This is a genomic window from Streptomyces hygroscopicus subsp. hygroscopicus (assembly GCF_030269125.1).
Taxonomy (GTDB): domain Bacteria; phylum Actinomycetota; class Actinomycetes; order Streptomycetales; family Streptomycetaceae; genus Streptomyces; species Streptomyces hygroscopicus_C.
On sequence record NZ_BSSM01000003.1, the window covers coordinates 400,019 to 422,935 of the forward strand.

Annotated in this window: 20 protein-coding genes; 12 read left to right on the forward strand and 8 right to left on the reverse strand. The window is 71.8% G+C overall.

Features of this window, described 5'->3' with window-relative positions; genetic code table 11:
- The first annotated feature begins 4 nt into the window (after positions 1-4).
- From QSK45_RS09910 to QSK45_RS09935, 5 genes are all read left to right on the forward strand, one after another.
- On the forward strand, positions 5-1,669 hold the full coding sequence (locus QSK45_RS09910; protein ID WP_285555539.1) for an allophanate hydrolase: 1,665 nt from the start codon (positions 5-7) through the stop codon (positions 1,667-1,669).
- Positions 1,670-1,711: 42 nt separating this feature from the next.
- Entirely contained in the window at positions 1,712-2,407 is a 696-nt protein-coding gene (locus QSK45_RS09915; protein WP_285555229.1) for a TetR/AcrR family transcriptional regulator, read from the forward strand.
- Positions 2,408-2,958: 551 nt separating this feature from the next.
- On the forward strand, positions 2,959-4,203 hold the full coding sequence (locus QSK45_RS09920; RefSeq protein WP_285555231.1) for a ThuA domain-containing protein: 1,245 nt from the start codon (positions 2,959-2,961) through the stop codon (positions 4,201-4,203).
- Positions 4,204-4,701: 498 nt separating this feature from the next.
- Positions 4,702-5,613, forward strand: a complete 912-nt coding sequence (locus QSK45_RS09930; RefSeq protein ID WP_285555233.1) for a phosphatase PAP2 family protein — start codon at positions 4,702-4,704, stop codon at positions 5,611-5,613.
- A gap of 79 nt (positions 5,614-5,692) precedes the next feature.
- On the forward strand, positions 5,693-6,394 hold the full coding sequence (locus tag QSK45_RS09935; RefSeq protein ID WP_285555234.1) for a sensor histidine kinase: 702 nt from the start codon (positions 5,693-5,695) through the stop codon (positions 6,392-6,394).
- 661 nt (positions 6,395-7,055) lie between these two features.
- Here QSK45_RS09935 and QSK45_RS09940 read toward each other — a convergent pair.
- Positions 7,056-7,487 (reverse strand): MarR family winged helix-turn-helix transcriptional regulator, encoded by a 432-nt coding sequence (locus QSK45_RS09940; protein ID WP_285555235.1) that lies wholly within the window; start codon positions 7,485-7,487, stop codon positions 7,056-7,058.
- A gap of 188 nt (positions 7,488-7,675) precedes the next feature.
- Here QSK45_RS09940 and QSK45_RS09945 point away from each other — a divergent pair, with 188 nt between their 5' ends.
- Positions 7,676-9,076: a DHA2 family efflux MFS transporter permease subunit gene (locus QSK45_RS09945; protein ID WP_490993539.1), complete on the forward strand. Its 1,401-nt coding sequence runs from the start codon at positions 7,676-7,678 to the stop codon at positions 9,074-9,076.
- Positions 9,077-9,101: 25 nt separating this feature from the next.
- On the opposite strand, the gene QSK45_RS09950 is transcribed toward QSK45_RS09945, so the two are convergent.
- Together QSK45_RS09950 and QSK45_RS09955 are read right to left on the reverse strand one after the other, a co-directional pair.
- The gene (locus QSK45_RS09950) at positions 9,102-9,914 is read right to left on the reverse strand and encodes a family 1 encapsulin nanocompartment shell protein (RefSeq protein WP_285555239.1); all 813 of its coding nucleotides are present in this window, start codon (positions 9,912-9,914) and stop codon (positions 9,102-9,104) included.
- Positions 9,895-10,959: a Dyp-type peroxidase gene (locus QSK45_RS09955; protein ID WP_285555241.1), complete on the reverse strand. Its 1,065-nt coding sequence runs from the start codon at positions 10,957-10,959 to the stop codon at positions 9,895-9,897. The genes QSK45_RS09950 and QSK45_RS09955 overlap by 20 nt, the downstream gene beginning before the upstream one ends.
- Positions 10,960-11,393: 434 nt before the next feature.
- Between QSK45_RS09955 and QSK45_RS09960 the strand changes: the two genes are divergently transcribed.
- Complete coding sequence (locus QSK45_RS09960; RefSeq protein ID WP_285555243.1) at positions 11,394-12,287, forward strand: helix-turn-helix transcriptional regulator; 894 nt, start codon at positions 11,394-11,396, stop codon at positions 12,285-12,287.
- Positions 12,288-12,465: 178 nt separating this feature from the next.
- Here QSK45_RS09960 and QSK45_RS09965 read toward each other — a convergent pair whose 3' ends face one another.
- Both QSK45_RS09965 and QSK45_RS09970 read right to left on the reverse strand, forming a co-directional pair.
- The gene (locus tag QSK45_RS09965; protein ID WP_285555245.1) at positions 12,466-13,863 is read right to left on the reverse strand and encodes a CHASE3 domain-containing protein; all 1,398 of its coding nucleotides are present in this window, start codon (positions 13,861-13,863) and stop codon (positions 12,466-12,468) included.
- Between the two features lie 135 nt (positions 13,864-13,998).
- A complete protein-coding gene (locus tag QSK45_RS09970; RefSeq protein WP_490993540.1) occupies positions 13,999-14,463 on the reverse strand; it encodes a MarR family winged helix-turn-helix transcriptional regulator in 465 nt (154 codons plus the stop codon).
- A gap of 191 nt (positions 14,464-14,654) precedes the next feature.
- Here QSK45_RS09970 and QSK45_RS09975 point away from each other — a divergent pair, with 191 nt between their 5' ends.
- The 4 genes from QSK45_RS09975 to QSK45_RS09990 all read left to right on the forward strand — a co-directional run bounded on the left by QSK45_RS09975 (position 14,655) and on the right by QSK45_RS09990 (position 18,057).
- The gene (locus QSK45_RS09975) at positions 14,655-15,899 is read left to right on the forward strand and encodes a cytochrome P450 family protein (protein WP_285555247.1); all 1,245 of its coding nucleotides are present in this window, start codon (positions 14,655-14,657) and stop codon (positions 15,897-15,899) included.
- Between the two features lie 129 nt (positions 15,900-16,028).
- Entirely contained in the window at positions 16,029-16,307 is a 279-nt protein-coding gene (locus tag QSK45_RS09980; RefSeq protein WP_285555249.1) for an alpha/beta fold hydrolase, read from the forward strand.
- A 5-nt stretch (positions 16,308-16,312) separates the two neighbouring features.
- Positions 16,313-16,867: an alpha/beta fold hydrolase gene (locus QSK45_RS09985; RefSeq protein WP_490993526.1), complete on the forward strand. Its 555-nt coding sequence runs from the start codon at positions 16,313-16,315 to the stop codon at positions 16,865-16,867.
- Positions 16,868-17,340: 473 nt separating this feature from the next.
- Positions 17,341-18,057: an SDR family oxidoreductase gene (locus QSK45_RS09990; RefSeq protein WP_285555251.1), complete on the forward strand. Its 717-nt coding sequence runs from the start codon at positions 17,341-17,343 to the stop codon at positions 18,055-18,057.
- Positions 18,058-18,237: 180 nt separating this feature from the next.
- Here the strand turns inward: QSK45_RS09990 and QSK45_RS09995 are convergent, their stop codons facing one another.
- Both QSK45_RS09995 and QSK45_RS10000 read right to left on the reverse strand, forming a co-directional pair.
- Positions 18,238-19,083, reverse strand: a complete 846-nt coding sequence (locus QSK45_RS09995) for an LLM class flavin-dependent oxidoreductase (protein ID WP_285555252.1) — start codon at positions 19,081-19,083, stop codon at positions 18,238-18,240.
- A gap of 50 nt (positions 19,084-19,133) precedes the next feature.
- Positions 19,134-20,834 carry an amidohydrolase gene (locus QSK45_RS10000; protein WP_285555253.1) on the reverse strand — a complete coding sequence of 567 codons (1,701 nt, stop codon included), beginning with the start codon at positions 20,832-20,834 and terminating at the stop codon, positions 19,134-19,136.
- Between the two features lie 135 nt (positions 20,835-20,969).
- Between QSK45_RS10000 and QSK45_RS10005 the strand changes: the two genes are divergently transcribed.
- Entirely contained in the window at positions 20,970-22,157 is a 1,188-nt protein-coding gene (locus tag QSK45_RS10005; RefSeq protein WP_285555254.1) for a metal-dependent hydrolase family protein, read from the forward strand.
- Between the two features lie 124 nt (positions 22,158-22,281).
- Here QSK45_RS10005 and QSK45_RS10010 read toward each other — a convergent pair whose 3' ends face one another.
- Positions 22,282-22,827 (reverse strand): YceI family protein, encoded by a 546-nt coding sequence (locus tag QSK45_RS10010; protein ID WP_395485498.1) that lies wholly within the window; start codon positions 22,825-22,827, stop codon positions 22,282-22,284.
- Between the last annotated feature and the right edge of the window lie 90 nt (positions 22,828-22,917).

Genomic DNA, 22,917 nt, shown 5'->3' on the forward strand with positions numbered 1-22,917 from the left:
CCTCATGACACCGACCGCGCGGGTGGAGGCCGCCTACGAGCGCATCGAGAGCGTCGGCCGTCCCGAGATCTGGATCCACCTCAGGCCGCGCGAGCAGGTGCTCGCCGAGGCGGCCGGGATCGACCCGGCGCTGCCGCTGGCCGGCCTGGTGGCCGCCGTCAAGGACAACATCGACGTGGCCGGCCTGCCCACCACCGCGGGCGCGCCGTCGTACGCGTACCTCCCGCGGGCCGACGCGCCCGCGGTAGCGCGGCTGCGCGCCGCCGGCGCGGTGGTGCTCGGCAAGACCAACCTGGACCAGTTCGCCACCGGCCTGGTCGGCACCCGCAGCCCGTACGGGGCGGTACGCAACGCCTGGGACGCGCAGCGCGTCTCGGGCGGCTCGTCCTCCGGCTCCGCCGTCGCGGTCGCGCTGGGCATCGCCGACCTCGCGCTCGGCACCGACACGGCCGGCTCCGGGCGGGTGCCCGCCGCCCTCAACGGCATCGTCGGCGTCAAGCCCACCAAGGGTCTGGTGCCGGTGACCGGTGTGGTCCCCGCCTGCTACACCCTCGACTGTGTGACCGTCTTCGCGCGTGACCTGCGACTCGCCCGCACGGCGGTCGAGTTGGCCGAGGGACCCGACCCGGCCGACCCGCTCTCGCGCAGCGGCGCCCAGCTCCCGCCCCCGCCCGCGCGCCCCCGGGTCGCCGTCCCGGCCCCGGAGCATCTCCGGGGGCTGGCCGAGGGCTGGCGCGAGGCCTTCGACGCCGCGGTCGTCCGCCTGGCGAGCACCGGGGCGGAGATCGTCGAGGCCGACGTCACCCCGCTGCTCCAGGCGGCGGAACTGCTGTACGGCGGCGCGTTCGTCGCCGAGCGGTACGCCGCCGTGGGCGCGCACCTGGAGGAGCACCGCGATCTGATCGGCACGGACCTCGATCCGACCGTCGCCGCCACGGTGCTGGCCGGCCGGCAGAAGACCGCGGCCGACTGGGCCGCCGACACCGCCCGCCTCGCCGCCCTGGGCGCCGCCGGGCGGGCGGTGCTCGACGGCTGCTCGGCTCTGCTGACCCCGACCACCACCTGGCACCCCACCCTCGACCAGGTGGCGGCCGACCCGGTCGGCGCCAACGCCCGACTGGGCCGTTTCACGAACTTCGCCAACCTGCTGGACTGCGCCTCGCTCGCCGTGCCCGCGGGGTTCGTGGACGGTCTGCCGTTCGGTGTGATGTTCACCGGGCCGGCCTTCTCCGACCGCGCGCTGGCCGCACTGGCCGAGCGGTTCGCGGATCCGGGGCTCGACCTGTTCGTGGTCGGCGCCCACCTCACCGGGCAGCCGCTCAACGCCCAGTTGGTGCAAGCGGGCGGGACACTGGTGGGCCCGGCACGCACGGCCGCGGGCTACCGGCTGTACGCCCTGGCCACCGCGCCGCCCAAGCCCGGCCTGGTCCGTGTCGCCGAGGACACGGCAGGCGGTACGGGGCCGGGCGTGGAGGGCGAGGTCTGGCGGCTTCCGGCGGCCGGGTTCGGTACGTTCACCGCCGCCGTTCCGCCGCCGATGACCATCGGCACCGTGGAACTGGCCGACGGGCGGCACATCAGCGGCTTTCTCGTCGAGCCGTACGCCGTCGAGGGCGCGCCCGACATCACCCGTCACGGCGGCTGGCGGAGCTATACGGCCTCCTCGTGACCGGGGACGGCGTCGTGCCGGGGTGATGGCAGGATGGGCCCCATGACGACGACGCGCCCCCGTCAGGGCAGGCCCCGGCACACGCCATCGTCCGATCCCGGCACCTCCGCGCGGGACCAGATCCTCGACGCCGCCGGGGCGCTGTTCGTCGAACGCGGCATCGGCGGGACCAGCACCCGGATGATCGCCGAGCGGGTGGGCATCAGACAGGCCTCGCTGTACTACCACTTCGCCACCAAGGAGGACATCCTCGCCGAGCTGCTGGCCACGTCCGTACGGCCCAGCCTGCGGATGATGGAGCGCATCGGGGCGCTGGTGCCCGAGCGGGCCGAGCCGGCCGCAGCGCTCTACGCGGTGGCCGCGATGGACGTGCGCACGCTCTCACGCACCAGCTACAACATCGGCACGCTCTACCTGCTGCCGGAGGTGCGGGCGGAGCGGTTCGACGCGTTCCGGTCCGAACGGGACCGGCTCCAGGCCGGCTACGGTGCCCTCGGGGCGCTGGCGGCGACCGGGGACGTCGCGCGGAGCATGCCCGCCGAACGGATCGGCGAGCTGCTGATCCAGCTGGTGGAGGTCGTCATCCAGATACGGCGCTCCCGCGAGCCGGAGCCGGCCGACACGGACGCCATCGCGTCGTCCTGCCTGCGGTTGTGCGGCCTCGACGAGCGGGCCGTGGCCAGGGCGAGGGGCGGGGCGGACGTGCTGTTGAGCGGTTCGGACCGGCCGACGTCCTGATGGGCGTGACGCACGAGGGGAAGGTGCTCGGGCGGTTCACGCGTCGGGCCCGGCGGGACACCGCGCTCGGTGTCGCCGGGCCGACGTCCGAGCCGGTGGCCGGCCGACGCGGGTGCGCCGGCCACCGCGGTGTCAGGACTCGTGCGGGTGGAGCGCCTTCTGCGCGGTGAAGAAGTGCGCGGCCTCGCCGCCGCCCAGCCGACCGAAGCCGGAAAGGGCAACCCCGCCGGAGGGCACGTACCCTTCGCCCGCGACCGACGGGCCGGCGAGGCGTCGGCCGGCCGGCGCAGAGCCCCTTCCGCGTCCGCCGTGTTCGCCCCGGTCGCGTCCGCCGACGGCACCGTCACGGTTCCTGGGCCGACGGGCTGGAGCGGCTGAGGTACCGACCGCCCACGGGCCCGCCGTCCGCCCGCCGGAGGCGGCGGACCCGTGCCGTACGACCACCGACGGACATCTTGGCCTAGACCAGTGTTCGCATGTACTCTCCCACCACCTCGCACTGCGGCACCACAGCACGGCTCCCCACGGTCGCTGCCCAGGAAGGTCCCCGCATGATGCACTTCCGCGCCCGAACCCCCCTGCACCGCTCCCTGTCGAGACTGCTCGCCCTGTTCGTCGTCCTGCTCGGCGTCCAGACCGCACCCGCGTACCGCGCCCACGCCGCCACGCCCTTCAAGGTGATCGCCTTCTACGACGGCACCTACGACGCGGCGCACATCAGCTTCGACCACGAGGCCAACGCGTGGTTCCCGCAGGCGGGCGCACAGAACGGCTTCACCTACACCGCCACCACCGACTGGAGTCAGCTGAACACCGCGAACCTGGCCGGCTACCAGGTCGTGATGTTCCTCGACGACTACCCGCACACCGCCGCGCAGCAGACCGCCTTCCAGACCTACATGGCGAACGGCGGGGGCTTCGTCGGCTTCCACGTCTCCGCGTACGACGACGACACGAGCGACTGGCCCTGGTACCACGACACGTTCCTCGGCACCGGGACGTTCCGGAGCAACTCCTGGGGGCCGACGTCCGAGACGCTGCGGATCGAGGACGCCGGCCATCCGGTGACCGCGGGTCTGCCCGCGACCATCACGTCCTCGGTCAGCGAGTGGTACAGCTGGCAGAACGACCTGCGGCAGAACCCGGACATCGACATCCTGGCCTCGCTGGACCCGTCGACCTTCCCGGTCGGCACCGATCCCAACCAGACCTGGAACAGCGGTTATTACCCGATCGTGTGGTCCAACCGCCACTACCGGATGGTCTACGACAACTTCGGTCACAACGCGATGGACTACTCGACCGACACCGCCCTGTCCTCCACCTTCGCGAGCGCCCAGCAGAACCAGCTGCTCCTCCAGGAGATCACGTGGGCGGCCGGACAGTCCGGCCCGGTGACCCCGCCCGCGAACGCCACCGGCCCCATCCACGGGTACGGCGGCAAGTGCGTGGACATCGCGGGCGCGAACACCGCCAACGGCACGGCCGTCCAGCTCTACACCTGCAACGGCACAGCCGCGCAGAACTGGACCGTGGGCGGCGCCGGCACGCTCAGCGCGCTGGGCAAGTGCATGGACGTGACCTCGGCCGGCACCGCCAACGGCACCAAGGTGCAGCTCTACGACTGCAACGGCACGGGCTCGCAGGTCTGGCAGCCCGGTGCGAACGGCTCCCTGGTGAATCCGCAGTCGGGCAAGTGCCTGGACGCGACCGGGCCCAGCTCGGCCGACGGCACCCTGTTGCAGATCTGGTCCTGTACCGGAGCCGCCAACCAGAGTTGGTCCCTGCCCTCCTGAACGCGCCGGGGCCGGCGGGGCGAGGTGCCTCCGCCGGTCCCCGGGACGCACGCCGTTCCGCGCCCTCAGTCCTTCGCGCCCGTCGTCACCTCCAGGAAGACGGGGTTGGTCAGGGCCGCCATCGGGCCGAACAGCAGCGCGTTCCCCATGGACGCGGCCCGCGCGGATGCCGTCGATGACGGAGTCGGTGGCCAGGTCGTCCGCGCGGACGACGTCGTGCGGCAGGCCGATGACGTTCGGGGCACTGTGCGCGTCGCTGTTGCCCATGGCGGGCAGCCAGCGCTTACCCGTGCGAACCGCCTCACCGAGTTACTGGTCCCAGGTGCTGACCGCGTGCTCGTCGTCGTACGTCCACGGGCCGGTCCACACCTCGGTGGCATCGGCGTCGTCGAAGCCGAACTTCCACTGGCAGTGCCGGGCGACGCAGACCTAAGACATCCCCGACACATCATGTGTTCAGGTGAGAAAAACATGAGGACACTGACCTAACATCAGTGCGTGAGCCCTGGTGGGAAAGACGAGAAGCCCTTCGCCACGCGCGTGCGCGGACGACTGGAGGCCGTCGCCGCGGGCGCGGCGCTGCTGCTGGCCGGCGTCAACGCGGCGTTCGTGCGGACGGCGGCCGGACAGCGTTGGGAGAACGCGGCGCTGGCCGGCCGACGCGAGGACGAGACCCTGGCCGCCGCCCGTACCGCCGACCACATGCTGGATCACATCACCCTGTCCTCGCTCGGCGTGGCGGTGGCAGTGCTGGCCCTGATCGGGCTGGTGCGGCGCCGCTCCGTCCTGACCGCGGTCGCCGTCGGTACGGTGGGCGTCTCCCTGGTGCTCGCCGAGGTGCTGAAGCGGTACGTGCTGCACCGTCCGGATCTCGTGGACGCCCCGCGGCGGCTGCTCGGCAACAGCTTCCCGAGCGGGCACACCACGATCGCGATGAGCGTGCTGTTCGGGCTCACCCTGGTGGTTCCCTACCGGTTGCGGGGCGTCGCCGTCGGCGTCTGCGCGTTGTGGGCGACCTTCGTCGGTGCCTACACGGTGGCGGCGGGCTGGCACCGGCCCAGTGACACCATCGGGGCCGACCTGCTCGTGCTGGCCGTCGCCTGCGCGCTCACCGCGCTCCTGGCGCGGAGTGGACGGGTGCGTCCCGTCGCGGACCGCCCCCGACCGTTGCGCGCGCTGTTCGTGATCGCCCCGCTGAGCGGTGTGGCGCTGGCCGGGCTCGGCTCCGGTGCGCTGCTGCTGGTGGAGTCCATGTTCCGGCTGCCGCCCGGGGATCCGGCGGTGCCGCGCCTGGCGTACGCGGGCGGCCACGCGCTGGCCGCGGGGGCCAGTGCGGCCGTCACCCTGGTGCTCCTCGCTCTGCTGCGCCGGGTCGACTTGGACCGGCCCCAGAGCCCGGATGAGGCATGAGCGGCTCATAAACGTGGCTTATGAGGTCATACGGCGAAGACCGCTATCGCTGCCCGACGGCCGGTGCCAAGGTGACGTCATGACGGCTTCATCGCAGTCGATCGCCGAGAATGTGACGCGCGGCCAGGACGTCGTGCGGAAGGGTACGGACGCCGCGGCGCGGCCTGCCGCCGACGCCGCAGCGGAGCGACGCCGGCAGGCCGCGCGTCTGCTGCGGGACGGGGCCCAGGAACGGCTGGTGTCCCTCCTGCTCGGTCTGCGGATGGCTCGCGAGCAGCTGGGCGAGGCTCCCTCGACGGCCGCTGCCGGACTCCTCGACGACGCGATCCGGGATGCCGAGACGGCGCTCGCACAGGTTCGGGAAGTGGCGGCGGGGCTGTGCCCGCAGGTGCTCCAGCTGCGTGGACTGGGGCCGGCCGTCTCCGCCCTCGCGGCGGCGAGTCCGGTTCCCGTCACCGTGACCGTCCGCTCGGGTCGGGACCGGCTGCCCCGGGCGGTGGAGACCCACGTGTACTTCCTGATCGCGGAGGCGCTGGCCCACGCGGTGCAGGACTCCGGCGCGAGCCGTGGCGAGGTGGAGCTGACGCATATCGGCTCCGGTCTCGTGGTGAGCGTGGTCAGTGACGCCTGTCCGCCGCGCGGAGCGGGCGCCGATGCCCGGATGGGCGCCATGACGGAGTGCGTGACCCTGCTGGAGGGCACGCTGACGGTGACGTGTTCCTCGGCTGCGGGCACCACCGTCCGTGCCGTGCTGCCGGTGCCGGCCGGCCGACCGGCGTGACACCACGACGGGGGTTCACCCTGACGGTGGCCCCCGGGTCACGCCGCCCGTGACGCCGTGGCTCTCAGGCCGCCGGAGCGACGACCGCGGCGGCGCGTAGGCACAGCTCTCGGTGCCCGGGGCCTGAGCCGCCGCCACCGTCGTACGATCCGCGGCCGGCCCGGCGCGCGGCCACCGGCCAAGTGCGCCGGCCGCTGGCCGCCGCCCGGTTGTGCGGGCGAGCACAAGGGCGGCCGTGAGCACCACCGGGCCCCGAGCACCGTGCTGCTTCGCCAGGCTTCCGGCGTCGGCACCCGCCCCGCGGCCGAACCCACCGCCGCGGGGCGTGGTTCGCCTCGCTGCCGCGGATGTGCGGTGTCTTCCGGGCCGCCCGGCCGGCTCTTCCCACCGAGACGCCGCTGGTCGTCGCCGAGGGGAGCACGCGGGGCGTGCCCTTCACCGTGTCGCTCGACGTGGCCCTCGTGGCCTCGGGCACCGGCGCGACCACCGTGGTCAACGGCGCCCTGGGCGACGTCTCGCGCCTCACCGCACGGCTCGCAGTGCGGCTGGGTACCCCGCGACCCACCACGCGTGCGGTCCGGCGGCACTCCCCCGCCGCAGCCGGCGGCCCCGCTCGACCGACGCCCCGCGCCGGTCGGCCGTTCCCGGGCCGCCGGCACCGTCAGACGGTGCGGTCCCGGATGCGCGCGAGCAGGGACCGCAGTTGTGCGCGGTCCTCCTCGTCCAGGGCCGTGGTCGCCTCGGCGAGCGCGAGGCGGTCGATCTCCTCCGCCTCGCGGTGACAGCGCATCCCCTCTTCGGTCAGCCGGACCAGCGAGGCCCTCCGGTCCCGCGGGTGGCGGACCCGCTCCACCAGGCCGTCGCGTTCCAGGCTGTCCACGATCGTGGTGGCGGTGCGGGCGGCGATGCCGGCCATCTCGCTCAGGTCCCTCATCCGCAGCGGCTGCCCCTCCCGGGCCAGCATGCGCAGGGCGCGCAGCCGGGCCACCGAGGCCCCCTTCTCCCGCAGTCTGCCCTCCACGAACTGCCGTAGCCGGTACGTCGTCTCGAACAGCTCGTCGACCAGGACGTCGCTGCTGCCGTGCACTGCCATGGTGCCCAGTCTCTCCTGTCCCGCGCCGCTCCCGCGCACCTTCGGCGCCGCTTCCCTGCCATGGAAGCCAATATCCTGAGAAGGCACATAGTGAGTATGCTCAGCATATGCGACGACGTCACTCCGCGCGGTCCGCCCCGCCGCCCCGCCTCAGCCAGCGTCTGGTCGTCCCGGTCGTGTGCGTCAGCGTGACGTTCGTCGCGATCGCCGACGGGGCGATCACCACGGTGGCCCTGCCCTCGATCGCCCGTCAGTTCCGGCTGACCGCCGCCGCGTTGGACGGAGTGGTCGTGGTCTACCCGGTCTGCCTGGCCATGGCCATCCCGGCGTCGGCGTGGCTGGTCGAGCGGTTCGGCGGCAAACGCGTCCTGCTGACCGCCCTGGCCGGGTTCCTCGGCTCCTCGCTGCTGTGCGGGGCTGCGGCCGGACTCGTCCAGCTCGTCGCCTGGCGCGGGGTGCAGGGGCTGTCGGCCGGCGTGCTCTTCCCGGCCTCCACGGCGCTGCTGTTCGGCACCTTCACCCCCGCGGAGCAGCTCCGCGTCTCCCGCTACATGATCGTTCCGCAGCAGATCGCCCCGGCCGCGGCCCCCGTCCTCGGCGGGCTGCTGGTGGACCATCTGTCCTGGCGGTGGGTGTTCTACGTCAATCTGCCGGTGGGCCTGCCGGCGCTGGTGTTCGGCGCGCTGTTCCTGGCCGGCGGCCGGGGAGCCCGACCCGGCCGCTTCGACCTGCCCGGCCTGCTGCTCAGCGCGGCCGGCCTGGGCACCGTGATGTTCGGCCTGTGCGAGGGGCCCGACCGCGGCTGGTCCTCCCCCACCGTGCTCGCCGTGCTCGTGCTCGGCGCGGTGCTGCTGACCTCCGCCGTCACCGTGGAACTGCGCACGGCCGAACCCCTGCTGCGGCTGCGGCTGTTCGCCGACCGGCTCTTCCGGGACACCAACCTGATCAACCTGATCGGCCTGATCCCCATCATGGGCGCCCTGTACCTGGGACCGCTCTTCCTCCAGCAGGCGCAGGGCCGTACGGCGCTGGAGTCGGGCCTGACCACCTTCCCCGAGGCGTTCGGCGTCCTGCTGACCGTCCAGCTCGCCGGTGTCCTGTACGCCAGGGTCGGTCCGCGCCTGATCGTGGGCTGCGGTCTGACCGGGGTCAGCGCGGTGCTGCTGCTCCTCGCCGCCTGCGACGACCGCACGGGCCTGTGGGCCTTCCGCGGCTGCATGTTCCTGTTCGGCGCGGCGATCGGCTGCTTCTTCATACCGACGACGATCGCCTCACTGGCCACCGTCGACCGTACGGACCTGCCGCAGGCCACCATGCTGAACACCGTCGTGCGCCAGACCGGCGGCGCGCTCGCGCCGGCGGCCGTGACCACGGCCCTGGTCCTCGGCACCCCGCCGGGCACCGCCGCCGCCCCGCCCATGGCCGCGTACCAGCACGCGTACCTCGTCCTGGCCGCGATCGCCGCGGCGACGGCGGTCTTCGCCTTCACGCTGCCCGACGGGCCGGCCCGCGCCGCCGCCCGCGGACCCGCCGGCCGGTCCGGTCCGGCCGCCCTCCCCCGGCGCCGGCGGGACCGGACCGGCTCCTGAGCCCCGTCAGTGCGGGCCGCCGGGATCAGACGGCGGTCGCAGCGGGCGAGAAGGCCACCACGGCCTCGCTCGTGTACGCCAGGAAGGTCAGCGTCTCCTCGAAGTAGAGCGTGACGCTCGTCGCGTCGTGCGACAGATAGCCGATGGACACGTCCTGGCCGAGCCGCAGCTCGAAGTCGCCGCCGCGGCCGGAGAGCAGGAAGGCGCCGTCGATCGCCGGTGCCCAGACGATGTCCCCGTCGAGCAGCCCGGCGATGTGCCTGAGGACGGGATAGCCGTGGTCGGACGTCTCGCTGACGGCCGTGTACGCGTCGGCGCTCAGCGCCAGCGTGTAGGGACCGTCCACGCCGGCCAGCCGCAGGGCCGTCACCGCCCGGGTCACCGCGTCGGGGTAGTCGCGCACGTCGGCGGGAAGGGACAGTGCCGGGTGGGAGGTGCCGCGGCGCAGGCCCGTGATACCGGCGGCCGGGTAGCCCTCGAAGACGGCGCGGTCCTCGGCGAAGGCCAGGCGCCGGGCCGCGTCCTTCACCGGCTGCCAGTCGGCGTCCTTCGCGCCCCGGAGAACGGCGTCGGCCTGTCGGCGGTCGATGGTGAAGGGGACCCTCAGTTCGACCAGCGGCTGGAAGCCCCGGGTATGGGCGGTGACCCCCTCCGCGGGTGCCTGGACCGCTTCCATATGACCGGTGCCCACTCCGGCGAGCCCGGTGCCGCCCGCCTCGGGGACGTCGACGATACGGCGGGCCGCCACATGGCGCTTGAAGGTACGGCGTGCCTCGTCCTCCAGGTCGGCCCAGGCCGCGGCGGACAGGGGAGCGAGTTCACGGTGCAGGTTGTTCATCGGCGGGGCTCCGCTTCATGTCGCCGATCCCCAGGGAGGACCCTCGGGATCGGACCTGGTGGTCGGTCGGGGTGACGACGGCCGCGGGCATGACGTCCGGCGGCTCGGGGAGGTCTTCGAGGAAGTCCGCCGTGGGCGTGAAGAACAGGCAGCCGGTGACGGCGGTGGAGAAGTCCAGAATCCGGTCGTGCCGGGCCGAGGGGGTGCCCAGGAACATCCGCTCCAGCATCGTCTCCGTCACCTCGGGGGTGCGCGAGTAGCCGATGAAGTAGGTGCCGAACTCCCCCCGGCCCACGGACCCGAAGGGCATGTTGTCGCGCAGGATCTCGCGTTCGGTGCCGTCCGGGTCGGTGACGGTGGTCAGGGCGGTGTGCGCGTCCGCCGGTTTCACGTCGTCGGGCAGTTCCACGTCGGACAGCTTGTGCCGGCCGATCGCCCGCTCCTGCTCCTCGACGGACAGGGCCTCCCACGCCCGGAGGTCGTGCAGGTACTTCTGCACGACGACGTAGCTGCCGCCCGCGAAGGGCGGGTCCTCGGCACCGACGACGACGGCCACGCGCGCCGCCGCACCCGTCGGATTCTCCGTTCCGTCGACGAAACCGAGCAGATCGCGTGCGTCGAAGTACTTGAAGCCATGGACCTCGTCCGCGACGGTGACCGCTCCGCGCAACCGAGTCATGATCTCCGTGGCGAGCGCGAAGCACAGGTCGAGCCGCGCGGCACGGATGTGGAAAAGCAGGTCGCCAGGGGTCGCCACGGCCTGGTGCACGGGGCCGCTCAGCTGCCGGAAGGGGTGGAGCCGAGCGGGGCGCGGCCCGGAGAAGAGCCGGTCCCAGGCGTGTGAACCGATGCCGGTGACACAGCTGAGCCTGCCCTCCGGCTGCGCGCGGAAACCCACCGCGCGCTGCAACGATCCGATGTCCGACAGCAGGTCGCGGACCGTTCCCTCGCCTCCCCTGTCGATCGTCACGACGAGGAAGATCGCCGCGCTGGTCAACGGGGACAGGACCGGTTGGGGAACCGGTTGGGGGACCTCTCCGGTCATGAGTCATACCCTCCGGTGTCGGGAAAGCAGGCAAGTAAACGTAACTCTAGGTGAGACTCATCAACTTCGCGATATGTGCGCCCGATAAGATATGTGCGTCACATGTAGTAACTTAATGTGTGTGACCGAGCCATGCGAGGACGGGACTCCAGCGCGGCAAACCTTGTGGAGTACCGTCCTGCGGAGGTCACCGAGGGCACGTGCGCGTGGTGGTCCCGGACGCGGTCCTGACCCCGCGCGGGCGGACACGGCTGCCCGGCGAGTAAAAAGCGCGCAATCTCTGGGCACCCGGTCGCTCTCGATCCCCGGACGGACCTTCGGGCGCGCTCCGCCCCAGGGACACCCCTTTCGGGCCGGTTGGGGGACGCGGCAGGTACACCCAGCGGACACGATACGACGTTTAGTGTGTCACTTCAGCAAGTAACCTTAGTTAAATGCAAAGCGTCAACCCGCTAGGTGAGTTCATACGGGCTCGCCGAGCCGCCACTTCGCCCAAGCAGGTGGGTCTGTCGGACGAGGGTCCCCGCCGTACCGCGGGGTTGCGGCGCCATGAGGTGGCCATGCTGGCGGGCGTGAGCGAGGGCTACTACGCGCGCCTGGAGCAGGGCCGGGAGAAACACCCTTCCGACCAGGTTCTCAAGGCGCTGACCCGGGTGTTCGGACTCGACGCCGAGGCGACGGAGCATCTGCACCGGCTGGCGCGTCAGGGGCTGCGCGGGACCGGTGGCAGCCGTGGCTCGGCGGACGACCGCGCTCCCTCCCATCTGGTCCGGCTCATCGGCTCCTGGAGCACGCCGGCGGTGATCCTCGGCCCCCGCTTCGACATCCTGGCCGCCAATGACGCGGCGAGGGCCTTGCTGTCCGTCATGGGCACGGAAAGAAATCTGCTGCGGTTCGTCTTCCTCGACCCGGCGGCCCGGCGGTTCCACCTGGACTGGGAGGAGATCGCCCGAACCCGTGTGGCCGGCCTGCGGGCGACGGCCGCCCTGAACGTCGAGGACGAGACCCTGCGGGCGCTGGTCGGTCAACTCTTGCGCCGCAGCGAGGACTTCACCCGCATGTGGGCCGAATACGATGTCCGCGCCAAAACCCACCAGACCAACCGACTGTTGCATCCCGACGCCGGGCAACTGACCCTGATCTACCAGTCCTTCACCGTGAACGGCTGCCCCGGCCAGCAGCTCGGCACGTACCAGGCCGAGCCGGGTTCGCCGAGCGAGGCCGCGCTGAGGCGGCTGGTCGAGACCCCCGCCGGTCCCGGGTCCGCGGCCGACGAGCAGCCCGCCCCGCATGACGATCCCGGCCCAGCGGGCGGGGCGGGCCGCTAGGCTCTGTGCGGCAGAAGACCTCACGTGGGTTGGCGGGCCGGAGGATCAGTGAGGCCCGGGTGGACTCCGGTCCGGCCGCGCCGCAGCCGCGGCACCATTTCCCGGCGGCCGGCTGGGAGACGGGGGGGAGGGGCGCGTGGACGCGGGTGGTGCCCCTTGGACGCGCCTTCCTCCCGGCTCAGTCCGGGAGCGGGATCCGCACCAGGATCGACGTGCCCTCGTCGGGCGGTGACTCGATGGTCAGCGTGCCGTCGAAGGCGGAGACCCGGTCCGTGAGACCGGTCAGGCCACTGCCGGGGGTGGCCCGGTCCAGGCCGCCCACGCCGTCGTCGGCAACCCGGATGAGCAGGACGTCGTCGGCGAGTTCCAGGCGGATGTCGATGTGGGAGGCCTGGGCGTGCTTGACCGCGTTCGTCACGGCCTCGGCCACGATGAAGTACGCGTTGGACTCCACGGCGGAGGCGAACCGCCGGTCGCACCTGTTGTCCAGGACGGCGGGCACCGGGCATCGGGACGCCAGGTCCCCCACCGCCCCCGCCAGTCCCTTCACCGTGAGGGTGAGCGGGTAGATTCCCCGGGCGAGTTCCCGCAACTCGTCGATCGCGGTCTGGGCGTTGGCGATGGAGTCCTCCAGCAACTCGGTCACGGGCCCCTCCGCGTCGGGGATCATCTCCCGCGCCAGCCGCAGCCCGATCATCAGGCTGACGAGTCGTTGCTGCGCCCCGTCGTGCAGATCACGTGCCGTACGGCGGTGCACCTCCTCGACGCTCTCCATGATGCGTCTGCGGCTGTCCTGCATGGAGGCCGCCATGGTGTTGAACGACGTGCCGAGCGCCCCGATCTCGGAGACCTTGCTCGGAGAGATCCGCACGGCGAGGTCGCCGCCCGCGAGCCGCTGGGCGGCGGCCGCCACCCCGCGCACCGGCCGTACGACGGCGCGGTGCTGGAGCACCGTGAAGGCGGCCACCAGCGCCGTCGAGGCGGCCAGGCCCACGCCCGCGGCGATCACCGCCCGGCGCCCGTTCGCCCCGGCCGCGTCCTCGCGCGCGGCGAGTTGGGTGCGCTCGTCGGCCATGTACCGGTCGAACCGGGCCCGCAGCGCGTCGACCCGTCGCTTGCCCTCCTGCGTCGCCGCCACTCCGGAGGCGGCCGGGTCGCCGCGCCGCACCTCCTCGACCAGCGGGATCGAGTAGTCGTTCAGATACGACTGGACACTCCGGGCGATCTGCGTGGCGGCTCGTCGCTGGTGGGGTGAGGTGGTTCCGTCGGTGAATCTCCGCGTCTCCGCGGGGAGGTCCCGGCGTGCCTCGTCCCACGGCTCAAGGAAGGTCTCCTGCTTGGTGATCAGAAAGCCCCTCTGGCCCGTCTCGAGGTCCAGCACCAGTTGCTCCATGGTGCCCGCCTCGACCAGGGCGGTCCGGGACGCACGCCTCGCCGACGTGGAGTCGTTGGCGTCGTCGATCGCCCACAGCAGGACGGCGAACGCCACACCTATCAGCAAGGCGAGCAGACCGCTCGCCGCGATCGTGAGACTCGTCAGCCCCAGTCGCCGGCCGTGCCACCGTCGTACCCTCATGCTCCGCCCAGCGGTGAAAAGGATGAGAACGTCTTGCGCCTTCAGTAAGTAACGTATCTATGTTCGGTGAACGGTGCACCAAAATACATAACCACCAAGGTCCCGCCAAGCATCGACCGAGGAGTCAGGTGGCCGTCAGCTCCGTGAAACGTTGTCGGTGAGCAGACGCAGCAGTTCCTTGACGGTCGAGTCCTGCTCCTCGGTCAGGCCCATCGCCTCGCCCATGGCGAGCGGTACGGCGCACGCACGGTCGCGCAGGGCGAGCCGGGCCGGAGTGAGAGTGAGAGTGACCGTGCGCTCGTCGTCGGAGCGGCGCTCCCGGCGGACGTGACCGGCCGCCTCCAGCCGCTTGAGGAGTGGAGACAGGGTGCTGGACTCAAGGCGGAGAGCGGCTCCGAGGTCACGGACCGAGATCTGGTCCTGCTCCCACAGGACGAGCATCACCAGGTACTGGGGACGCGTCGGCCGAGGAGGCCGCCATGCGCCTGACCGCAGACTCCGACACGTGGCCCGAAAGTCGGTAGCTTCGTCAGGCGGGTACGGCCGGATGTGGTCCCGAGCCTGAAGAGGCGTCGGAGTCCGCACGGTGCCGCCGGCCATCGGCGCGACGATCACCGGGCTCCTGTCCGCCACGGCCTACAGCGTGACACCGGTGACCGAACGCGACACCTGGTGACAGTCCCCCATAGGTGACGGTGTCTGCCCTTCTGTCACGCGTTCCGGGCTCATACGGTCAACTTCCCCCGCGACTTCCCGGATCACGCCGCCGGGGCCTGCGTACGCTCCCGTCCATGACGGACTTGCCCGCACCTCCCGATCAGGGCCGTGTGCTGCTGAACGCCGCGTTCAAGGCGGACGCCCACGCAAAGTACGCCCGACTGTTCGAGCTGGGCCCCGTGCACCGGGTCGTGCTCCCCTCAGGATTGGAGGGCATGCTCGTCGTCGGCTATGACGCGGCCCGTGAAGCTCTCAGCCACCCGGCGCTGCTCAAGGACCCGTCGCCGGCGGCGGAGACGCTCACGGCCGCCGGCTACGTCCTCAACCAGCCGGGCGTCGGGCTCGGCGGCCAGATGCTGGAGTCCGACCCGCCGGAGCACACCCGGCTGCGCCGCCTGGTCTCGGCCGCCTTCACGCCGAAGCGGACGGCTGCTCTGGCCCCGCGCATCGAGCAGATCGCGAACGCCCTGATCGACGCGCTGCCGCCGTCCGGGGAGACCGATCTGGTCGACTCGTTCACGGCGCCGCTGCCGGTCACGGTGATCGCGGAACTGCTCGGCATCCCCACGGCCCATCGCGCGGAATTCCGCGCCTGGAGCAGCAAGGTACTCGAACTGGGCAGCGCCGGACACCAGGAGGCGGTCACGGGCCTGCACCGGCTGCTGCGCGGGCTCATCGCGGACAAGCGCCGGGAACCTGCCGACGACCTGCTGTCCGCCCTCGTCGCCGCCCACGACGAGGAGAGCGGGCGGCTGTCGGAGGACGAACTCGTGGGCACCGCGCTGCTGCTGGTCATCGCGGGTCACGAGACAACCGTCAACCTGCTGGGCAACGGCATCGTCGCCCTGCTGCGCCACCCCGACCAGCTGCGGCTGCTGCGCGAACGCCCCGACCTGCTGCCCGGCGCGGTGGAGGAACTGCTCCGGTACGACACCTCGGTCGAATTCAGTACCCACCGCTACGCCGCGCAGGACCTGGTGCTCGCCGGTGTGCCGATTCCACGCGGCACCGTCGTGGTGGTGTCCCTGGCATCCGCGAGCCGTACCGCTCCCTTGCCGGACGGAGCCGACCCCGCCGCCCTCGACGTCACCCGCCCGTCCGCCCGTCACCTGTCCTTCGGGCACGGCATCCACCACTGCCTGGGCGCTCCGCTCGCCCGCCTGGAGACCCTGGTCGCGCTGCGCACGGTCCTCGCCCGCTTCACCCGCCTGGAACCGGCGGTGCCCCCGGAGTCGCTGCGGTGGATCCCGGTGGGCATGATGCGCGGTCTGCTCACCCTGCCGGTACGTTACGAGACGGCTGGGACCGGGACCGCCTGAAGCCGACGTCGTCACCACGGTCACTTGACCCATGCCACCGGAGTGCCGGAGGCGGAAAGTCGTCCTGCGGGCCGGGCGGAGGTGTGCCCAGACCGCCGGACGCACACTCCCGACCCGGAGGAAACACCTATGAACCCCGGTCCCCTGGTGCTGGTGCACGGCGCTTTCCACGGCGCCTGGTGCTGGAACGACGTGCTCGTGGAACTGGCCGCCCTCGGCCGGCCCGCGCTCGCCGTGGATCTGCCGGGCCACGGACTGCGGGCAAGACGGCCCGCGGCACTGACGCGCAGGCCGTTCGACGACGCCGCGTTCGCCGCCGAGTTCTCCCCGCTCGCCCACGTCGATCTCGCCCGCGCCGCCGCGTCCTGTCCGAGCAGGTGCGGCACATCGGCCGCGGCCGGCCGGTGACGCTGGTGGCGCACAGCATGGGAGGCCCGGTGATCACCCGCGTGGCGCAGGAGAGCCCCGGTCTGGTCGCCCGGGTGGTGTACATCAGCGGATACATGCCCGCGTCCCACACCCCTCCGCTCGCCTACATGGAGCGTCCGGAGGCCGCCGACTCCCTGCTGCCCGAGCTGCTGGTCGGTGACGCCACGTCGACCGGAGCGCTGCGCATCGACACCCGCAGCGACGACGAGGACGTACTGCGCGCCCTGCGGGAGACCTTCTACGGCGACGTCCCGGAGCCCACGGCCGACGCGGCGCTCGCGCTGCTCGGCTCCGACGGGCCCCTCGGTCTGGCGGCCCAGACCACGCGGCTGACGGCCGACGGCTGGGGTTCCGTGCCCCGGACGTACTTCCGCTGCGCCCACGACCGGTGTGTCCCGCCCGCGCTCCAGGACCTGTTCGTCGCCGAGGCGGACCGGGCGTTCCCCGAGAACCGGACCGTGGTCGAATCGCTGATGTCGGCGCACTCCCCCTTCCTGTCCCAGCCGCAGCGGCTCGCGCGGATGCTCGCCGAGGCGTAGCACGGCCCGGCCGGCTGTCCTCACCCCGCGCGTCACAGTCCGTGGGCGGTCCTGCCCCTTGTCGCGGGGCTTGCCTGCGCTCTGCTGACCGGGTGCGACGGGGCCGCTGACGGCGGTGACGGCACCCGTATGGTCGTCGGCACGACGGACGACATCCTGGCCACCGATCCGGCCACCGGCCACGACCCCGGCGGACGGTCACCCCACGCACCTGACCCGCGCCGACGCCCCGGACCTGCCGTGGGGCCGCTGTTGCGCGGAGGCGTCCGCGCGGCCGGGCGACTCCGGAGGCGGTGCGGCTCCACGCCGCGCTCTCGACCATGCTCGCCGCATCCACCGTGCCCTCGTGTACAAGGTTTCCGGCACGTGCGTACATCGGATACTTCGCACAACGGATCAAGATCCGCGAAACGACGGACGTGACGGGTTGAAATGATCAGCGACTGGTCGTTCGAGGAAGAGGGAGCACACTGGTGTCCGGACGTACCGTGCTGATCACAGGAGCGTCGAGGGGAATCGGCCTCGCCACCGCCCACCGGCTCGCCGGCCTGGGCCACCGCGTGCTGGGCGTGGCGCGCGGCGTCCCGGACGGTGACTTCCCGGGAGTGCTGCACGCGTGCGACCTGGGTGACTCCGACGCCACGGGTGAGCTGCTGGCGGCCCTGACCCGCGAGGAGCACGTGGACGCGGTCGTGAACAACGTCGGCACGGTGCTGCCGCAGCCGCTGGGCGACATCACCCTCGACGCGCTGCACACGGTGTACGAGCTGAATGTGCGTGTCGCCGTGCAGGTCACGCAGGCCTGCGTCGGCGGGATGCGGGAGCGCGGCTGGGGCCGGATCGTCAACGTGACGAGCCGTGCCCAGTACGGCTCGCGGCTGCGCAGCAGCTACGCGGCGGCCAAGAGCGCGCTGGTGGGGCTGACCGGTACCTGGGCGCTGGAGCTGGCGCGGGACGGGGTGACGGTCAACGCGGTCGCCCCCGGCCCGGTGGAGACCGAGCTCTTCCGCGAGAAGCATCCGGTCGGTGGTCCGGAGGAGGCCGCGGTGCTGGGTTCGGTCCCGGCGGCACGCCTCGGCCGCCCGGAGGAGGTGGCCGCGGCCATCGCCTTCCTGCTCGGCGAGGAGGCCGGTTACATCACCGGGCAGGTGCTCGGCGTGGACGGCGGCGGGAGCGTCGCCGGGCGGTGAACGCTCCTGCGGGCCGGCGTCCCGCGGCACGCCCCGGTCGTCATGCGCGGCGCACCCGTAGTGGGCGGCCGGGCCGCCTCCTCCTCGTCGGACGGCGACCGGCTCACCCTGACCGGGGTGCGGACCAGGAGCCCGGTGCGGCTGCTCGGGGGCCCGCACGTGCGGCGGGTCCGCGGCGCGTCAGACGACGTCGGCGAGCCGGGCCACCTGGTCCGGATCGGTTCCGTAGCAGTAGAGCATGACCTCGTCGGCGCCGAGGTCGGCGAGGCTGGTCACGGCCGCGCGGATCGTGTCCGGGGTGGTGAGCATGTCGGCGGCCATCCGGTCGGCCATGCCGGTGAAGGCGTAGTAGTCGGTGAGCGCGTCGCGGGCCTGCTCGACGACACGCGTCGGCCCGAGGGCGACGCTGACCTGCGCGACGAGCCGAGGACTGCCCGCACGGTCGTGCTCCCGCCACGCCTTGCGGACGGTGTCGAACAGGTCCGCGACCATCGGCAGCGGCGCTGCGGCCAGGTAGCCGTCCGCCCACCGGGCGACGCGTTCCAGCGCGGCCGGGCGGAAGCCGCCGAGCAGCACTTGGGGACCACCGGGGCGGCTGGGGAGCGGTCCGATCGGGCCTACGCCGTCGCCGTGGTCGGCGCCGGACCACAACCGGCGCATGACGGCCAGCTGTTCGTCCAGGCGACGGCCCCGGGTCCGCATGTCGGCGCCGACGGCCGCGTAGTCGTCGCCCCGGGTGCCGACGCCGAGGCCGAGCACGAGCCTGCCTCCGGTCATCCGGTCGATGGTGGCCGCCTGTTTGGCCAGCAGGACCGTGTCGCGCGTGGGGGCGAGGAGGACCTCGGTCTGTACGCGGATGCGCGAGGTGGCACCCGCCAGGACGGCAAGGGCGGCGAGGGGTTCGGGGTTGTCATAGACCACCCGGTCGAGCAGGCCGAGTGAGCTGAACGGACCGGCATCGGCCCGCCGGGCCCAGTTGGTCAGCTGGCCGGGATCGCCGATGGGCAGGCCGATGCCGATGTTCATGGACGAGGCTCCTTCTCTGGAGACGGGATCGAGGTGTGGCGCCGCTCGGGTCAGGTCACCGGTGGCAGCGCGGGGCCGGTGGTCCCGAGTTGCTCCTGGGCGACGATCTGCGGGATCGGCCAGGTGACGCCGGGAGGCGGCCAGGACTGCCCGGTCGCCTTGAGGAACTCGGCGGGCGGTTCGTACAGCGGCGGCTGGGTGCCGTCGAGGATCATGCTCTTCCAGGCGACCCCGCTCGTCCGCTCCTTGAACTCGTCCTTCATGCCCTGGAGCAGGTCGGGCTGTTCGATGAGGTCGACGGCCGAGGCGGCCATGTAGCGGGCGGCGGAGAGCATGGCCTGGTGACCGATGTTGGTCGCGGCGGTGGCGGTGACACCCCAGTTGTGGTTGGGCAGTCCGGGCGGGTAGGCCGCCGCGAGCAGCGTGGCCGTCGGCGCCTGCCAGCTCACGTCGGCGGCGTCGGTGGCCAGTCCGCCGGTGTAGTTGGCGGCAGGCGGCGCGAGCGGGGTGATGGTGATGGACATGCCGGTCTCGGGCTTGCCCAGCGACTTCTGGATCGCCTTGGCGAGGGCGTGGTCGTCCTCGGTGAACTGCGGCGCGCCGATCCGTCTCATGTTGTCGTACACCAGCTCCGCGCCCGCCTTGTTGGCGAGCAGGTTCCAGGTGGCGGAGTGGAACTTGTGCACGAGCCGGGTCTGACTCGCCTGCGCCGCGGCCTTGGCACAGTCAACGATCTTGTCGTAGAGCACCTGGGCGCGGGCCGGGCTGCCCTCACGGACGTAATACCAGATGGAGCACATGTCCGGGGTCACGTTGGGGGCGCCGCCGCCGTTGATCACGGCGTAGTGGAAGCGGCCCGAAGGCGCGACGTTCTTCTCCCGCAGGTACTCCGACATCGTGGCCATCAGCAGCGCGCCGTCGAGACCGCTCTTGTTGCCGAGGGGGGTGCCGCCGTGGCCGGAGGCGCCGAGGAAGGTGAAGGTGGCCGACAGCAGCGCGCTGGTGGTGTTCCAGAACGGCATGGTGACGTTGAACGGGTGCCAGTCGAGGACGGCGTCCAGGCCGTCGTACACCCCGGCCTTGACGGCGTACGCCTTGCCGACCAGCTGTTCCTCGCCCGCACTGCCGAAGAGCTTCACCGTGGCCTTGAGGCCGTGTGCCTCGATGGCCTTGCCGGCCGCGATGGCGGCGGCGGTGGCGGCGCCGCCCAGGAGATTGTGCGCGTCGCCGTGACCGCCGCCGTACGTCGGTCCGTAGGCGTCGTGGTTGTAGACGAGGGGGTCGTGCGTCGACGCGCCCTTCTTCTGGGAGAGGCCGGGCAGGGCGTCGTACTCCGCGCTGAAGCCGAGCACCGGCCCGCCCGAGCCGTAGGTGGCCACGAACGCGGTCGGGAAGCCGGCGGAGCCCCATGTGACACGGAACCCGTTGCGCTCCAGCAGTGCGGCGTGGGCCTGGGAGGACTTCCACTCCCGCAGGGACAGCTCGGCGTACTGCCAGATCTCGTCGCTCAGCTCCGTGAGCGTGCGGCTGTTGGAGGTGATCCAGGAATCCGCGGTGGCCTTGGCGGGGGTGTCGCCGGCGAGGCCGGTAGGAGCCTTGTAGCCGGTGGGCGAGACGCCGGAGCGTTCGTCGTGCCCCAGCGTCGCGGCGAGCACGGGATCGGCTTGCAGCACCGCCGCGGTCGTCGCGGTGGCGCCCAGTCCGAACATCTTCAGCAGGCGCCTGCGGCCCACGTAGGGCACATCGTTCATCGCAGCCCTTCTCGACAGCGCGGAAGTAACAGTTGCGGCAGTCATGATCCTCTCCCGCGCTGATCAGTGCCAGGACGTGTTAGGACTACCTAAAGTGTTTATCAGCCACGCCATACTGTCACTACCGTTACACACATGAGTCAATATGTGATCAGTGCTGCACGCATGTTCGATGGCACGAGATGGTCTGGCCCCCGCTCGCTGTACGTCGAAGACGGTCGGATCATCGACGTCACCGGTGTCGACGACATGGACGCGTATCTCTCGGTCACCGAACTCATCGACTACGGCCCCGACTCCTGCCTGCTGCCTGGACTGATCGACACCCATGTGCACCTGGCCTTCGACGCCAGTGCCGACCCTGTCACCGCGCTCGGCGACAGGGACGACGACGAGCTGCTCGACCACATGCGCCGTGCCGCACGCAGCGCGCTGGAGGCCGGCATCACCACGGTCCGCGACCTCGGTGACCGGGGCTATCTGGCGATGGCGCTCGTCCGGGAGTTCGAACAGAATCCTGGGCGGGGTCCGCACATCGTCTCCGCCGGCCCTCCGCTGACCCCGGTCGGCGGCCACTGCCACTTCTTAGGCGGGGAGGCCGAGGGGACAGCGGATCTGCACGAGGCTGTCCGGGAACGGCACGCGCGGGGATGCGGCGTCGTGAAGATCATGGCGAGCGGGGGCAACATGACACCCGGTTCGACAGCCCCGCACGCTTCCCAGTACACCATCGACGAGTTGCGTACGGTGGTCGAGGAGGCACACCTGCTCGGCCTGCGCGTCGCCGCGCACGCGCACGGCAACCGGGCCATCCTCGACGCCGTCCAGGCGGGTGTCGACACCCTGGAACACGTCAGCTTCCTCACCCCCGACGGCTGCGATCCGAACGAGGAAGTACTGGCGGCCATCGCCGGCAGCGGGGTGTTCGCCAGTGTGACGCTGGGCGTCGACCCGGAGGCGCCGGGGACGCCGCCGATGACCATCGCCACACAGCTCGCCCGCATCCAGGCCGGCTACGGGGCGCTGCACGCACGAGGGGCCCGCGTGGTGGTGGGCTCCGACGCCGGCATCGCCCCCTTCAAGCCGCACAACGTGCTGCCTCACGCGGTGGCCGAGCTGCGCGCGCTCGGCCTGACCGCGGAGGCGGCACTGGCTGCGGTCACCTCACGGGCGGCCGAGGCGGCCGGCCTCGGCGACCGGAAGGGGCGGATCGCCGCAGGCTACGATGCCGACGTGCTCGTGGTCGACGGCGATCCGGCGAACGACCCCGCCGCCCTCCTGAAGGTCGCCGGGGTGTTCCGGACCGGGGTCCGCGTGCACTGACGACCAGGCTTCGAAACCGTCATGACGCGCGGCCGGGCACCCGGCGGGGCCTTCGGCCGCGTGTGACCGTCGTGCGGTCACCCGAGCGGGCCCAGCAGCCGGTACGGGCTCGCACTGCCGGGCGTCACACCTGCCTGATCGCCGAGATGTCGAAGACCAGTCTGACCTTGTCGGAGACCAGGACGCCACCGGTCTCCAGCGCCGCGTTCCAGGTCAGGCCCCACTCCGAGCGGAGGATCTCGGCCTTGCCCTCGAAGCCGACGCGCTCGTTGCCGAACGGGTCCTTCGCGGCGCCGTTGAACTCGAGGTCGATGGTGAGCGGCTTGGTGACGCCGAGCAGGGAGAGGTCGCCGGTGATGCGGTAGTCGTCACCGCCCAGGTACTCCGCCTTGGTGGAGCGGAAGGTCATGACCGGGAACTCGTCGCTCTTGAAGAAGTCGGCCGACTTCAGGTGACCGTCGCGGTCGGCGTTGCCGGTCTCGACGCTGTCCATCCGGACGTCGATCGTGGCGGCGGACTCGGTGGGGTCGGCGCCGTCCAGGTGCAGCGTGCCGGTGAAGTCCTGAAAGCTGCCCTTGACGTTCGTGACCATAGCGTGCCGAACCACGAAACCGATCATGCTGTGGGCCGGGTCGATGGCGTAGTCGCCCGTCAGTGCCGATGTGTCCATACTGTTAGAGGTGCTCACGCGGGCGCTCCATGAAGGTGAAATGTCACGTGCGGAGGTTCGCCACCATAATGACATGGCTCTTGAATGTTC

What these genes read in the sequence shown, in the direction of transcription:
- QSK45_RS09960 (WP_285555243.1), top strand. Translation starts at nt 11,394, where the DNA reads ATGCAAAGCGTCAACCCGCTAGGTGAGTTCATACGGGCTCGCCGAGCC.
- QSK45_RS09975 (WP_285555247.1), top strand. Translation starts at nt 14,655, where the DNA reads ATGACGGACTTGCCCGCACCTCCCGATCAGGGCCGTGTGCTGCTGAAC.
- QSK45_RS10000 (WP_285555253.1), bottom strand. Translation starts at nt 20,834, where the DNA reads ATGAACGATGTGCCCTACGTGGGCCGCAGGCGCCTGCTGAAGATGTTC.
- QSK45_RS09910 (WP_285555539.1), top strand. Translation starts at nt 5, where the DNA reads ATGACACCGACCGCGCGGGTGGAGGCCGCCTACGAGCGCATCGAGAGC.
- QSK45_RS09965 (WP_285555245.1), bottom strand. Translation starts at nt 13,863, where the DNA reads ATGAGGGTACGACGGTGGCACGGCCGGCGACTGGGGCTGACGAGTCTC.
- QSK45_RS10010 (WP_395485498.1), bottom strand. Translation starts at nt 22,827, where the DNA reads ATGGACACATCGGCACTGACGGGCGACTACGCCATCGACCCGGCCCAC.
- QSK45_RS09935 (WP_285555234.1), top strand. Translation starts at nt 5,693, where the DNA reads ATGACGGCTTCATCGCAGTCGATCGCCGAGAATGTGACGCGCGGCCAG.
- QSK45_RS09950 (WP_285555239.1), bottom strand. Translation starts at nt 9,914, where the DNA reads ATGAACAACCTGCACCGTGAACTCGCTCCCCTGTCCGCCGCGGCCTGG.
- QSK45_RS10005 (WP_285555254.1), top strand. Translation starts at nt 20,970, where the DNA reads ATGAGTCAATATGTGATCAGTGCTGCACGCATGTTCGATGGCACGAGA.
- QSK45_RS09955 (WP_285555241.1), bottom strand. Translation starts at nt 10,959, where the DNA reads ATGACCGGAGAGGTCCCCCAACCGGTTCCCCAACCGGTCCTGTCCCCG.
- QSK45_RS09940 (WP_285555235.1), bottom strand. Translation starts at nt 7,487, where the DNA reads ATGGCAGTGCACGGCAGCAGCGACGTCCTGGTCGACGAGCTGTTCGAG.
- QSK45_RS09970 (WP_490993540.1), bottom strand. Translation starts at nt 14,463, where the DNA reads ATGGCCGGCGGCACCGTGCGGACTCCGACGCCTCTTCAGGCTCGGGAC.
- QSK45_RS09915 (WP_285555229.1), top strand. Translation starts at nt 1,712, where the DNA reads ATGACGACGACGCGCCCCCGTCAGGGCAGGCCCCGGCACACGCCATCG.
- QSK45_RS09920 (WP_285555231.1), top strand. Translation starts at nt 2,959, where the DNA reads ATGATGCACTTCCGCGCCCGAACCCCCCTGCACCGCTCCCTGTCGAGA.
- QSK45_RS09980 (WP_285555249.1), top strand. Translation starts at nt 16,029, where the DNA reads ATGAACCCCGGTCCCCTGGTGCTGGTGCACGGCGCTTTCCACGGCGCC.
- QSK45_RS09995 (WP_285555252.1), bottom strand. Translation starts at nt 19,083, where the DNA reads ATGAACATCGGCATCGGCCTGCCCATCGGCGATCCCGGCCAGCTGACC.